This is a genomic window from Nocardia sp. NPDC003979, from assembly GCF_053605015.1.
Map to the genome: position 1 here is coordinate 348,538 of NZ_JBSGIJ010000001.1, position 13,367 is coordinate 361,904.

Here is a 13,367-nt window from a genome sequence, read left to right on the forward strand (position 1 = left end):
TCACTCGCTCTTCTTCAAGATCACGTATTGCGCGGCGGTCCGTTCGTGCAGCACCGGGTCGGATTGCAGCGAGGATTTGGACACCGAAGTCAACGACATCACCACGGCCACATACCGGTCGTAGACCAAGACGCAGATGCCGTTGTAGTTGCGGTTCTTGTCGGCTTCGCCGAGACGGAGGCAGCGGGCATCGGCGATGCCTGGGGGTGAATCGAGCTCGGCGTCGTCCTTGCCTGGCTTGGCCAATGCCGTCTGAAGCTTGAACGCCGCTTCCACGTCGCGGGCGCGATACACGGTGCTGTAGCGACGACCGATCAGGTCGACCCCTGCTTCTTCGAAGGCTTTTCGAGCCGTTGCCGGGTCACGCTCATAGTGAAGGATCCCCGACGGCAGGAAGGTACCGGAATCCTCGTCGTAGAAACTCATGCCGTACGGGTCACCCGCGGGTGACTTGCCCATTGTTCGCCGCACGATCCCGTCCTGGTCACGCGGCAAGTCCATCAGATCATCCGGCGCTACGATCTTGAATTGGTCGAGCGCCGGGAGCTGCTTGTCCAGCGCCTGCTTGATCTTTCCGGCCAGTCCTGTCAGGTCCGGGGTCGACTGGAGTACTGCGGTGGTGACGACAAACGGACCGTGCTGTTGAAACGCGTTGACGCTGGCGTCGTCGGCGCTCGAGGCGTTCGCGTTCGGGTAGTCGGGGGTCGATACCGGGTGGCGCGGCGTCGCACCGGACATGGTGACCTGAAACATCGCCGCTGCGGCGTTTTTCGCGTCCTGTTCGGTGGCGAACTGCAGGATGCCGATGAGCGCGGACTCCGGAGTGCGGACACTTCCGTTCGTGCGTGATGCGCTGACGCCGACTACCAGGTTGTTGGTGGCTACCGCCTCGTTGTACTGCGCGGGAATACCACCGGTCTTGGACATCGCCTCTGGGTTCGCGAAGATCCTCGTGTAACCCAGCTCGGTCGCTGACGGCTGGAAGTCCATCGGAGGCACGAGCACATTGAGGAGCCGACGTCCCTCGATCAATCTGATCCGCTCCGACGTGCTGGACGGGAACTTTTCCTTGAATTCGGTGGGCTCGGTGATCTGCGCGCCGGTCTTCAGCGCGGCCAGGTCGACCGGGGTCAAGCCGGGCTTCGCGGTGCCGGAAACGGTTGCCGCGCAACCTGATCCGATGGTCAGTACCGCCAGCAATCCGGCCGCCCGTAGTGCGTTCTTCATCGGGGAAGTCCTCATCGTGCGGCCAGCAGGATGTACTGGGCGGTGACCTTCTGGTGCAGGTCCTGCAGATTCTTGTTGCGTATCTGGACCGAGTATCTGTCCACTTGCATGTAGCAGAGGTGGTCGACAATCTGCTCCTGGCCGTTTTCGTGGGAATACGTGTTGGCGACACATTTGACCGGAACCGGCAGATTTGCCGGCGCCTTGACTTCCTTGGAGCTCGGGTCGTCGGTGGTGATATCTGCCTGATACATACCGCTGGCGCCCGCCGCGGATGTCGAGCGGAATACGACGGCATCACCGAAGGAGATCAGATCGACGCCGAACTTGGAGAAGTTCTCGAGTACCTTCGGCGACGGGCTGTCGAACAGGCTGAGTGCGCCACGCCCCGTGGCGAATCCGTCGGGCTGTGCGCGAACCGGCGCGCCCGGATCGGTCGGTAGCGTCCTGCCCATCAGCCCGGTCGGATCGAGTGGTACGTGCTCGAGTTTGTCCGAAGGTGTCGGCTGGAACTTGTCGAGCAGTGGGAGTTGGACCTCGAGTGTTCGTTCCACCTGACCGGTCAGCGAGGCCAGGTCGGGAGCGTGCGTCTCGTCGTCGATCTTCATGAAGATGATGTAGCGGTCGTGTACGGTCCACGAACCGATGGACGACACCGATGGCCGCCAGTGCGCAAAGGTCTTGGGGTACTTGGTGATTGGTACCTTCACGTTCTCGGAATTGAAGGTGAAGTCGTCGTGTTCGAGAATCGGCGCAACCGACTCCGCGGTTTTCGCGTCGGGGAACATCAATACCGAGAGATGCAGTTTGCGCGTCTTGCCCTCGGGATCGGGTTCGGTGGCCCAGGAGTTCAGCCAGCCTGCGACGAGGTCTTCGGCGACCTCGTCGAAGGTGTCGTTAACGATCAGCCCGCCGAGTCCCTTGCGGTTCAGCACGATCTGTGTGCTCGGGACGAACGAATCGAATCGGGCGTCCCGCACATATGCGGGATCGATCTCGAACGGAATCGCTACGAAATCAGCGAGGCGCTGCGCTTCCCACGCGCGCGCCTGGGTCATACTCTTGGCATTGCCGACCACGCGAGGTTCGGTCTGGTAATTGCCGAAGTCGAGACCTGTGATGTCCGGCGTCTCACGTGTGGCCGAGCCGGACACTTGTCCGCCACACCCGGCGACGGTGGCGGTGACGACGCAGGCGACGGCCGTCTGAACTGCGAAACGGGTGATCGATGCGCCACGGCAGAACCCCACGCCTCCCCCTCCAACTAACTCTTCGATCCGATCGTGAGCTTCGCGGCCCACCTCGTCCCCGGTGATCTGGTTCGCGGGCATAGTAGCGCACCGACGGTTGTGACTTCCTTGTCAGACGCCGGCCCGACTACGGATGTCCGGCCAGGAGTTTGTATTGAGCGGCGAGGCGTTGGTAGGTCTCCTGCGGGTTGGCGCCGACCGCGGCGATCACGTAGCGGCCCACCGTGGTCATACAGAGCGGCGGCGTGCTGGCGGTGGCCCACTCCCCAGGCTTGGAGTTGTAGCACCGCGTGCCAGGCATCGCGGCCGGCCCGTCCATCGGTGTGTACCTCGAGTCGCTGGCAGTGTCGGCGGACTCTGCAGCCAAGTACCGGGTAGCAGCGGCCGCATCCCGCGTGCGATACACAGAGGCTCCAGCGAAAGCGGCGAAGTCCACGCCGGCATCAGCCATTGCGGGCCCCATCTGGTCCGGGCGATTCGCCATGTGCAGGAGGGCCTGTCTCGGATAGACGGCGCCACTGCGTCTTTCATCGGCGGGCAGAGTACGGCTGAGCAATCCGTCCACGTCGAAGGGGCGCCGGTCGATCTCGGCCACTGGGGTCGGCGAGTAATTCGCGAGCATGGCCAGTTGCTTGTCGAAGAAGCGTTTGATGATGTCGGCGTTTGCGGCTGCGTCGAAAGGCACACTCACCGGGTCGCTGAGCGCGGCGTGGACGAGTAGGTCGCCGCGGACCATCCACGCGTACATCTTCTGAGACGTGTAGTAGATGTCCTTGATGATTGCCACCCGGACGTGTGCCTCCGCATAACCGGGGACCTCGCCGGGGACACCCTCGGTGCGTCTTGCCAGCTCCTCGTAGGCGAACCGTGCCTGATTTTCGGTGGTGTAACGGACCACCATGGTGTCGATTCTGCGACCAGTGTCCGAGCTGTCTCGTCGTGCGCCCGCGGTCTGCCACCCTGCTACGACGCCGGGGATCGCGGCCAGCGCTTCTTCTCTGTTCTCGAAGTCGGCACCTGAGTACCAGGGCGGGTGGCCAGCGGTGAGGGCGCGGCTGACTCGTAGGTTGTGGTAAACGAAGCGGTGGTCGTAGTCGTGCGGCGATGGTGATGCGACGCCGAGCATGACTGCCTCTCGGATCGCCCCCGACAACGGCTGTCGCGTAGCCTCGATGTCGACGGGCCTCGTGGGATAGTTCCCGGAATCGAGCTTGCCGATGTCCACTTCCGGCATGCTCGGGACCGTTGGTTCCGAAGCGCTTCCACACGCGGTCAGCCCGATGACAAGGATAGAAATTGCGCTGTACGCGCGAAGCTTTCGCATATTCGTCACTCGCTCTTCGCCAGAATCGCGTACTGCGCGGCCGTCCGCTCCTGCAATGTGGCATCAACTTGCTGCATGCTCAGTAGTCGGGATGCTGTCGACATCACGACGGCGACGTAACGGTCGTAGACCAGGACACAGAACCCGTTGTACCCGCGGTTTTTGTCCTCCTCGGCCAAACGGACGCACTGGGCGTCAGCGATGCCGGGAGGCGGTTCGAGCACGGTGTCGTTCTTGCCGCGGCGAGCCAACACGGTTTGCAGCTTGAACGCCGCCGCTACGTCACGGGTTCGGTAGATGGTGCTGTAACGACGCCCGACCAAGTCCACCCCTGCATCGACGAACGCTCGCTGGGCCTCGAGGGTGTTCCGCTCGTAATGCAAGATGCCTGATGGCAGGAACACTCCGAAGTCCTCGTCGTAAGTGCTCATGGTGAGGGGGTCGCCTACCGGCGACTTGCCCATCGCGCGCCGCATGATGCCGTCCTGGTCCAGCGGCAGGTCGAGCAGGTCGTCGGCGGGAATCACCGTGAACTCGCTCAGTGCGGTGATCTGCTGATCCATCGATTTCTTGATCGTATCGACCAACATCGTCTGGTCCAGTCGAGGCGCCTGGATCGAGGCGAGGATGACGAATGGACCGTGTTGCTGAGAGACGCTCATGTTGGTGGCCGAGGCAGATCCGTTGGCATGCGGGTATCCGGGTACAGCGACCGGCTGCCTTGGTTCTGCCCGCGACATTCTGACCTGGTACATGGCGGCGGCGGCATTCTTCGCGCCGTCCTCCGTACCGAATTCCAGGATACCGACGAACATGGATTCGAAGTCGCGAACACTGCCGTTCGTTCGTGACGTGGTGACGCCGGCGACCAAATCGTTCGGTACCACGGCATCATTGAACTCCGCTGGAAGTCCACCGTCCTGGTTCATCCCGACGGAGTTGGCGAAGATCCTGGTGTAGTTCGGCTCGTCCAGATCCGGCATGAAGTCCATCGGGTGCACGAGGACATTGAGCAATCTGCGTCCCTCGATCATCCTGACTGTTTCCGCGGTGAAGGAGCCGAACCGCAGCTCGTAAGGCGTCGGTTCGGTGACCATGGCGCCATACTTGAGCGTCGCCAGGTCCACCGAGGCGATCGTGGGCTTCGCATCACCGGAAACCACCGTTGCACAACCTGGTCCGACAGCGATAACAGCGAGCATCACGGCGAGCCGCGACGCATGGGTGAGCCGCATCATCCCCTCGACTTCCATATCTGACTTAATGCGGCGGCCAGCCCGCCCCCTGGGCCTGTCGTTCGGATGCTATCTCATCGAGTGATCAACTTTCGGGTCGTGTGCCGTCTCCTGGCGGAGATTCGAAAGGCCTCCGCCACACGTCATTTCACCCGGTTCTTCAGGATGGGGACGAGGCGGGAGAGGAGGGTTTGTTCGGAGGTGGTGGTCCAGGTGCGGATGGCGGTGACGGTGAGGGGGTCGTCGATGGGGATGACGGTGGCTCGGGAGCCGGTGAGTTGGTAGGGGAGGCCGAGGAGGCCGCCGCCGCCTGCTTTTTCGTCGCTGCGGACCGCGAGGATGTAGCTGTCGTCGGGGGTGTCGAAGCGGGCGGTGGAGCTGGTGACGGGGCGGGGGGAGGGTTCTTCGCCGGATTTCGTGTAGTTGAAGTTGTAGACGAAGCCGAGGTCTTCGAAGAATTTCGTGGGGAGGGTGCCGCCGAGGTAGGTGGCGAGTTTGCCGTCGGCGGCCACGTCGACCAGGAGGACGGTTTTGCCCGCGAAGGCGGGGTTGTCCTTGCGGGCCTGTTCCAGCGGGGGCAGGGCGGCGGTGGTGCTGGTCGAGGGGCCGGGTGGGGTGGAATCGCCGCTCGAGGCCCAGATGCCGATACCCGCGGCGACCGCGACCACAGCCACTACGGCCGCGCCCGCGAGGAGCAGCTTGTTCCTCGACTTCTCGGGTGCCGGGGCGGTGGCTGCGGGAGGAGTGGGTGGTGACCACTGCTGCGGCACCTGGACGGGGTAGGTGGGGGCGGTGTGGTGGCCGGTGGGGTGCGAACCGGGGACCAGGGCGGTGGTCGCGGCGTCGGTGAATTCGCGGCAGGTGCCGAACCGCTCGTTCGGGTTCTTGGCCATGGCACGGGCGATGACGTGGTCGATCGCGGGCGGCAGGCCGGGGCGCACCGCGGTCGGCCGCGGTGGTGGTTCGTGCAGGTGACCCATCATCACCATGGCCGGTTGCGTTGCGGGGAACGGGTTTTGGCCGGTGAGGAGCTTGTAGAACGAGCAGGCGAGGCTGTAGATGTCGGCGCGGTGATCGAGGTGCGTACCCGACAGCTGTTCCGGTGGCGCGTAGGCGATGGTGGCGAGGAAGTTGCCGGTCTGGGTGAGTTCGGAGGCGTCGTCGGTGGACTTCGCGACGCCGAAATCGGTGAGCAGGACTCGCTCTTCGTCGCCGTAACTGCTCGACAGCAGGAAGTTCGCCGGTTTGACGTCGCGGTGGAGCAGGCCGCGCCGGTGCGCGAAATCCAGGCCCTTGCCGACCTCGGTGGTGATGCGCAGGGCGCGCAGCGGGGTCATGGCCTGCGGGTCGCGGGCGAGTTCGGCGGCGGCGTCGGTGCCCTCGACGAACTGCATGGCGATCCACAGCTGGCCGTGTTCCTCGCCGCGGTTGTACACCGAGACGATATTCGGATGATCCAGTCCGGCAGCCAGATTCGCCTCCCGCTCGAAGCGGGCACGGAACTCGGGATCGTTGCTGAGTTCGGCGCTGAGGATCTTCAACGCGTCGGTGCGGGGCAGGCTGGGGTGGGCCGCGAGATAGACCGAGCCCATCCCGCCCGCGCCGAGCTTCCGGATGATCCGGTACCCGCCGACGATGGTGCCGGGGCTCATCGCCATATCTCACGATCTCCTGACTCGGTGCATCCTGTCCCGCTCGGGCCGGAGCATAGCGAAACCGGCGTGGGCGGGGCGGTCATCGGGTATTGGCGAACAGCGCGTATTGCGCCGCCGCACGCTGGTGCGCGTCGAGCAACTGGTTGCCGCCGACGACACCCACGTACTGCTTGTACGCCACCACACAGCTGAAACGCTTGGCCCCGTCCAGGGTTCGGTTCTCGGTACAGGCCGCGTGGGGCAGATTGGGTGGTGGCGCCGCGTCGGCTTTGGGGTGCTGGGGGAGGAGTTTGTCGGTGACCGCGCGCAGAGCCGAGGCCGGGTCGGCGGTGCGGACGGCCATCGAACCGTGCGAGAAGGCGACCTGTTCGGCGTTCATCGCGGCGAATTGCTCGGCGAGGCGGTCGCGTTCGGGGGAGAGCGGGACACCGGAGGCGCCGGCGAAGTGGAGGGCGCCCACCCTGGTGGTGACCGTGTGGGTGCCGTCGCCTTCGGGGAAGGTGAACTGGTCGGGGTTGAGGGTGCGGACCAGCAGGTGATCGGGGTCGAACGGGAGGGTGTAGACCTCTTCGTCGGTGAGGACGGGGACGTCGGCCAGCGCGCTGATCTGCTTGTCGTAGGCGGTGGCGGCCCGGGTGGTGAGGGCGTCGAGGTCGGGTTTGTCGATCGAGAGCAGGAACGCGAGCACGTACGGCCCGTGGGGGAGCAGGGTGCGCAGGAACGGCGAATCGGGCCGCCAGTGGGAGCGGGCGGCGGGGTAGCCGGGGATGCTGACGGGCTGGTTGCGGCCCTCGTGGGAGGCGAGGTCGGCGTCGTGGAATTCCTGGGCCGCGGCGGTGGCGCGGGCGGCGTCGGGGAATTGCAGCACCATGGTGGCGGCGGTGAATCTGTTCGTCGGTTCCTTGAACGGCCACCCGGTCGAGCTCACGGTGGAGTCGGTCGAGGCGCCGGTGGACAGGAATCCGTAGAGCATCTTGTGCTTTTCGGCGATCGGTTCGACGACGTCGTAGTCGCCGAGCTCCCACGGGGTCGTGCCGTCGGAGAAGGCACGGGCGCCGGTGCCGTACTTCATCTGCGGATCGATGGCCGCGGCGTCGATGACGTGACTCGCGATACGCATACCGGCCACGTTGTACATCTCGTAGAAGTCGGGGACGGGATCGTCGTCGTGGGCGTTCACCGGTTCGGTGGGGAAGCTGCCGACGTCCAAGGTGCGGATATCGATCTCGCCGGGCAGCGCGGTACCGGTGACCTCGGAACCACAGCCGGCGAGGACGACGGCGAACACGGCGATCGCGAGACGGCGGATTCTCATGACGCGTTCACCAGGAGGGCGTATTGGGCGGCGGCGCGTTGCTGGGCGTCGAGCAGCTGGTTGGACCACACGTACGCGGCGTAGCGGTCGTAGGAGACCGCGCAATAGAAGCGGATCGCGAAGCGCTGATTGCGCCCGATGTATTCCTTGCATTGGGCGCTCGGCAGATTCTTCGGCGGGTCGGCGGCGGTGAATTTGCGGGTGAGACCGCCCAATTCGTCGCGCACGGCCTGCGCGCCCGCGATATCGCGGGCCCGGTAGACGTCGGCGCCGTCACTGGCGTACAGGTCGACGCCGTTGTCGGCGATCATCGCGGTCGTGCTCACCGGGTCGGAGGTGAAATGGCGGGCGGTGCGGCCCGCGTAGACGCCGGGCGGGTTGAGCCAGGAATCCTCGCGCGGGCGGGGCGCGGTGCGGCCGAGCATGCCTTCTCGGTCACGCTGCAGCGTCATCAGATCGGCGGTGGGGGTGAATTTCGCGACCGAGGGGATGATGGTGTCGAGACTCTTGCGGGTCAGCTCGAGCAGGGCCTGCTTGTCGACCTTGCCGAGCCAGATCTTCAGATAGTCGTAGAACCAGGTGTAGATCACCAGATGCCCGGCGGCGAACCACGATCCGATCGACTGCTGGTCGGGTTGCCAATGTGCTTTCGCCGCAGGGTAACCCGGTATCTCGATGGGTTGATTGTTGGGCGCGTAACCGAAATCGAGTTGCTCGAGCGCGGTCGCGGCGGCGGTGGCCTTCTGCGCGTCGGGAAAGATCATGACGGCGTTGACCATGTCGATGCCCTTGTTGTCGGGGGCGGTCTGGGCCGAACTCACGAATCCACCGATGAAATCGGGCGCGATCTCGGCGAACCGGTCGACGGCCATGATCTTGCCGAGCGCGGCCTCGGGATCGATGAACACCGAGGCGATCGACGGGTTGGTGTGAACGAACCGGGGATCGATGTCGGCGGGGGCGGGGACGTGATCGCCGAGGCGTTCGGCCTCGATGAACCGGGCTTGATCCATGCTGGCGACGGCGCCGACCACCCGTGGCTCCGTCGGGTAGTTGCCCACATCGAGGGTGGCCAGGTCGACCGGCGGATCAGTGGCCGCGCCCGGTTCCTCCCCGGAACCGCACGCCAACAGGCCGGTGAGCAGGACGGTCGCCAGTGCGGCGCAGGTCGGTTTCCTCGACAGCACGGCGATCATTCCTCCCCGAAACGATGGTCGGCCGAATAGTAACCCGTTCTGCCGACCTACAAACTGTTGGCCAGCAGGGCGTATTGGGCGGCGACTTTCTGCCGGATCTCGGGTTCCTGCTCGGCACCGACAATAGCCAGGTAGCGCTTGTACGGAACGTAGCAGCGGTATTCGGAATCGACGTCGGAGTTGCCCTTCGAATTGAGTTCGAAGCATTTGGCGCCGGGCACATCGGTGGGCGCGGGCACGGAATCGTAGTGCTCGGCCGAGTCGATGAAGCCCTGCATCAGCGCTTCGGCCCCCGCCTGATCGCGGACGCGGGCGATGGCGCCGCCTTCGACCAGGGCGTACCGGTCGGCGCCCGCGGCTTCGAGGAGGCGTTCGCGGGCGGTCTCGTCGTCGACCCGGCTCACGATGTGCTCGGGGCTGTACACGGCGAAAGTGCTCTGGTCGGGCTCGGTCTCGGTGGTGTCCTCGACGACGGCGCGGGCCAGCAGGCCGTCGGGGTCGACGGGCAGGTCGGCGAGCTTGTCGTAGGGGGTCGGGGTGAACTTCGCGAGCTGGGCCAGGCTCGCTTCCAGCGACATATCGATCCAGGACACGAGGTCGTCGGCGTCGGCGCGCGGTCGCTGCACGAACAGCGAGATCACGAATTCCTTGTGCGCGTGGAAGGCGCCGACGGTGGGGATGCCGGGACGCCAATGCACATATGCCTCGGGGTATTTCGTCGAGGCGAGCTTGCGGTTGTCCGGGGAGACGGCGAGATCGACGTCCTCGAGTTCGCGGGCGGCCAGCGTCGCCGAGGCGCTGTCGGGAAAACGCAGCACCGCGGTGGTGATGGCAGTGGCGTCGGGACCGGGACGTTTGCTGCCGTCGGGATCGGCGCGGTCGGCGCCCAGCGTCACATAGCCGGTGACGAACTTGCGGTTCTCCAGTACCGGACGCGACACATTGGCGATGAAATCGAGTGCGCGCTCCACCGACGGGATCACGGTCGACCCGCGCCCGTACGACATCGACGGATCGATCCGGACCGTCGGCGGTACGGCGCCCGACATCCGCATGCCCTCCACGAGCGGACCTGCGCTACCGGCCTTTTCATCGTGTGAGCGCTTCTCGACGGCGAAGGTCCCCACCTCGAGTTTGCGCACATCGATCTCACCTGCGACGGGGGTGCCACTCACCGCGCAGCCCGTGAGGGCGATCGTGACTGCCGACAATGCGAACGCGACGCGGATCCTGATCATGGCTGCCCCTCGGTGTTCCTCCCGCTGTAGGTGTGAAGTTACCGGAACAAGCCCGCCCAGGGGGCCCTAAGTGTGGTGCTTTGCCATAGTCTGGATGTCATGTCGACGACCCTGCTGCACGGTTCCGGTGGAGGCCGATACCTGTGAGGGATCGGCAGGTGGAAATCGTGCCCGGCGCTCATGCCGTGGCGCACGTGGCGGGAGCGGTGATCGCGGTGGCGCACCGGCAGCCCGGACGCCTCACCCCGGAATCCACCGCCGCTGTGGCCCTGGAATCGCTGGCGGAACTCGTGCGCACCGCGGTGGAGGCGGAACCGGGCGGGCCGGGCGCCTCGGTCGCACGGGAGGCCACCCGGTGGCTGATGAAGCATGCCGAGCAGATCTCGCCGGGTGTGCCGATCGACTTCGGGGTGCTCTCGGCCGCCGACAACGGCGGTGTCGCGATCTTCCTGCACGGCGCGGTGACCGCCGTGCTCGCAGGCGATCGGGGGCCCGAGTTCTACCGGGGTAGTGACGCGGCGTTCACCGTCGACCGGGTGGCCTCCGAACCGGCCAAGGGCGTGGCGCTGTTCGTCGACGACGCCAAGGGCCGCATCCCCGACCTGCCCGCCGAACGCGGCATCGGCTGGCTGGTCGAAGGCATCGCGCAGGCGGCTGGTGCCGTGGTGTGGGCCAACGATGTGCGAAGCCGCGTGCGCACCGCCGACCCGGACGCCCGCCGCCTGCCGCCGCCCACTGCCCGCATCGACCGGGAACCACGCCAACCGCAACAGGATTCGCGTCCGGCCGAGGCGCCTGCCACGGGGATGCAGCCCGCGACCTCGATGCTGGACGCGGTGACCGGAACCAACCACGACCTCGTCGACCCGCACAACGCCGAAACCCGCACCGCCGGAACCAATCCCGCCCCCGAACCCGACCCCGACCTGCAGCGCAGGCTCGAGGCGACGGCCCGTTCGACGGTGCTGACCGTGAAGGTGATGGGATTCAAGTGCGCGCGAGCGCATCCCAGCGACCCGCGCTCGGCGTTCTGCACGGTGTGCGGCATGCCGGTCGACCAGACCCAGGCGCTGGCCGAGGTGGTCCGCCCGCCGCTGGGCATGCTCGTCCTCGACGACGGCATGACCTACCTGCTCGCGGCCGACGCGGTGATCGGGCGCGACCCGGAGAATTCCGAAGCGGCACAACGCGGCCTGATCCCGTTGCGCATCGACGACACCTCCGGCGGCATGTCACGCGCGCATGCCGAAGTGCACCTGGTGAATTGGGACGTGCAACTGCTGGATCGCGGTTCCACCAACGGAACTCGTAGCCGGCTGCCCGGCTATCGCGACTGGATCCGGCTCACCCCGAACCAGCCGCTGGTGCTCGTCCCCGGCACCGAGATCATGATCGGCAACCGGGTCCTGCGCTACGAACCCGCCGCCCCGCCGCCGTTCGGCTGAGTCAGCTGTAGCGGGATTCGCATGTCGTCGCGCCGTTGAGGACGCCCGCGCGGAAGGCGTCGACTCGGGAGAAGCCGCTGGGGACGGTGTTGCCTTCGGCGTCGCTGGCGGCGAGGCCGTCGGTGAGCAGGCCGGAGACCGCTTCGTCCAGGTCGCCCGCCGAGAGCTGGATGTCGCCCTGGCTGACCGGACGGCCGGGCTCGGCGAGTTTGCCGGTGACCACACCGGACAGGCAGGCCGCGCGCAGGCCCGTCTTCGCGCCGGTGAGCGCTTGGCCGTTGCTGCGCTGCACGGCGAGGGTGTAGCGGGAGATGAACAGGACGTAGCCGTTGTAGTCGCCGCTCACCTTCACCGGGAGCGGGCCGTCGTCGCTGTCGTCGGCGGAACCGCGTTCAGCCAGGCCGGGCACATCGGTGGCGATCACGTTCTTGGTGGGGCAGTAGGTGACCGGGGCGGTGACGGCGCCGTCGTCGCACTCCACCTGCGATCCCGAATAGTCGTAGGAGGGTGACTGCCGCACCGGCAGGATCGCCTGCAGGGCCTTGCTCAACTCGACCAGATTGCTCTGGGTGATCGGGTACTCGCCGCGTCCCTGGTCGCCGGAGAAACTCTGCGGCAGATTGCCACGGCGCGATTCGATCTCGTCCTCGTCGATGCCCTTGCAACCGCGCGCACCATCGGTGAAACCGATCTGCACCGCCGTGACCCGCTCGAACGCCGAACCGTGCACGCTCTCCGGATCGTCGGGGTCGGAATCGCGAATCGAAACCGTGGCGGCCAGCACGGAATTGAGGCCGTCGGAGGTGTTGATGGTGAAGTGCTTCGACTTGCCCTCGGCGACATGACGCATGAACGCACCGGCGAAACAGTCCGCCTGCTGTTCCTTCACCAGTACCGGGGTCTTCTTGGTGACCATCTCGGCCATGGTCTGGATGGCGTGCCCGTATTCGTGGGCGAGCACCATCACCACCGACATCGGTCCGAAGGTCTCGCTCATCGTCGGCAGCAGCATCGCGCGGTCCCAGCCGATGGAGTTGTCGCTGCGGCAGTAGGCGGCGTTCACCAGGTGGTAGGTGGTTTCCTTGCAGAACTCGACCGCCGAGTTGCGTGGGGCGCGCGCGTCCCAGGAGATGAGGGTGGTGACCGGGTCGAACGTCTCACCACGGAACTCCGTGCCGAACACCGACTCCCAGTAGGTCTGGATGTCCTCGATGGCGTTGAGGGCGAGGGCGTCGACCTCGCCGCCGTCACCGTTGGACGCGGTGAGCGACGAATCCGCGACGCCGGGTCGTGGGCCGTTCGGGCCGCCGGTGGTCGGCAGACCGGCTACCCGGAAGGGGTCGTCGTAGATCGAGACCGCGCGGCCGTCGACCGCCCGTGTGCAGCCCACACTCAGCAGTGCGCATAGCACGGCGGTGATGGCAACGAGCACTTGGCCTTTCGGCATCGGTCCCCCTGGTCGGCCGGATACACGTGCAGGTC

The 13,367-nt window shown here is 65.9% G+C and carries 10 protein-coding genes; 1 reads left to right on the forward strand and 9 read right to left on the reverse strand.

Going from position 1 to position 13,367, the window contains the following annotated elements:
- The 8 genes from ACWEVR_RS01380 to ACWEVR_RS01415 all read right to left on the reverse strand — a co-directional run bounded on the left by ACWEVR_RS01380 (nucleotide 1) and on the right by ACWEVR_RS01415 (nucleotide 10,440).
- Complete coding sequence (locus ACWEVR_RS01380) at nucleotides 1–1,200, reverse strand: DUF7373 family lipoprotein (protein ID WP_452465366.1); 1,200 nt, start codon at nucleotides 1,198–1,200, stop codon at nucleotides 1–3.
- Nucleotides 1,201–1,238: 38 nt separating this feature from the next.
- On the reverse strand, nucleotides 1,239–2,558 hold the full coding sequence (locus ACWEVR_RS01385; protein WP_452465367.1) for a DUF7373 family lipoprotein: 1,320 nt from the start codon (nucleotides 2,556–2,558) through the stop codon (nucleotides 1,239–1,241).
- Nucleotides 2,559–2,604: 46 nt separating this feature from the next.
- Nucleotides 2,605–3,711 (reverse strand): DUF7373 family lipoprotein, encoded by a 1,107-nt coding sequence (locus ACWEVR_RS01390; RefSeq protein ID WP_452465368.1) that lies wholly within the window; start codon nucleotides 3,709–3,711, stop codon nucleotides 2,605–2,607.
- A 95-nt stretch (nucleotides 3,712–3,806) separates the two neighbouring features.
- A complete protein-coding gene (locus tag ACWEVR_RS01395) occupies nucleotides 3,807–5,054 on the reverse strand; it encodes a DUF7373 family lipoprotein (protein ID WP_452465369.1) in 1,248 nt (415 codons plus the stop codon).
- A gap of 125 nt (nucleotides 5,055–5,179) precedes the next feature.
- Complete coding sequence (locus tag ACWEVR_RS01400; RefSeq protein WP_452465370.1) at nucleotides 5,180–6,694, reverse strand: serine/threonine-protein kinase; 1,515 nt, start codon at nucleotides 6,692–6,694, stop codon at nucleotides 5,180–5,182.
- Between the two features lie 76 nt (nucleotides 6,695–6,770).
- A complete protein-coding gene (locus ACWEVR_RS01405; RefSeq protein WP_452465371.1) occupies nucleotides 6,771–8,006 on the reverse strand; it encodes a DUF7373 family lipoprotein in 1,236 nt (411 codons plus the stop codon).
- Nucleotides 8,003–9,193, reverse strand: coding sequence for a DUF7373 family lipoprotein (locus ACWEVR_RS01410; protein WP_452465372.1), 1,191 nt, complete (start codon nucleotides 9,191–9,193; stop codon nucleotides 8,003–8,005). Before ACWEVR_RS01410 ends, ACWEVR_RS01405 begins: the two co-directional genes overlap by 4 nt.
- A 56-nt stretch (nucleotides 9,194–9,249) precedes the next feature.
- Nucleotides 9,250–10,440 (reverse strand): DUF7373 family lipoprotein, encoded by a 1,191-nt coding sequence (locus ACWEVR_RS01415; protein ID WP_452465373.1) that lies wholly within the window; start codon nucleotides 10,438–10,440, stop codon nucleotides 9,250–9,252.
- Between the two features lie 167 nt (nucleotides 10,441–10,607).
- Here ACWEVR_RS01415 and ACWEVR_RS01420 point away from each other — a divergent pair, with 167 nt between their 5' ends.
- Nucleotides 10,608–11,885: an FHA domain-containing protein gene (locus ACWEVR_RS01420; RefSeq protein WP_452465374.1), complete on the forward strand. Its 1,278-nt coding sequence runs from the start codon at nucleotides 10,608–10,610 to the stop codon at nucleotides 11,883–11,885.
- A 1-nt stretch (nucleotide 11,886) separates the two neighbouring features.
- Here the strand turns inward: ACWEVR_RS01420 and ACWEVR_RS01425 are convergent, their stop codons facing one another.
- Entirely contained in the window at nucleotides 11,887–13,332 is a 1,446-nt protein-coding gene (locus tag ACWEVR_RS01425) for a metallopeptidase (RefSeq protein ID WP_452465375.1), read from the reverse strand.
- Nucleotides 13,333–13,367 lie beyond the last annotated feature (35 nt).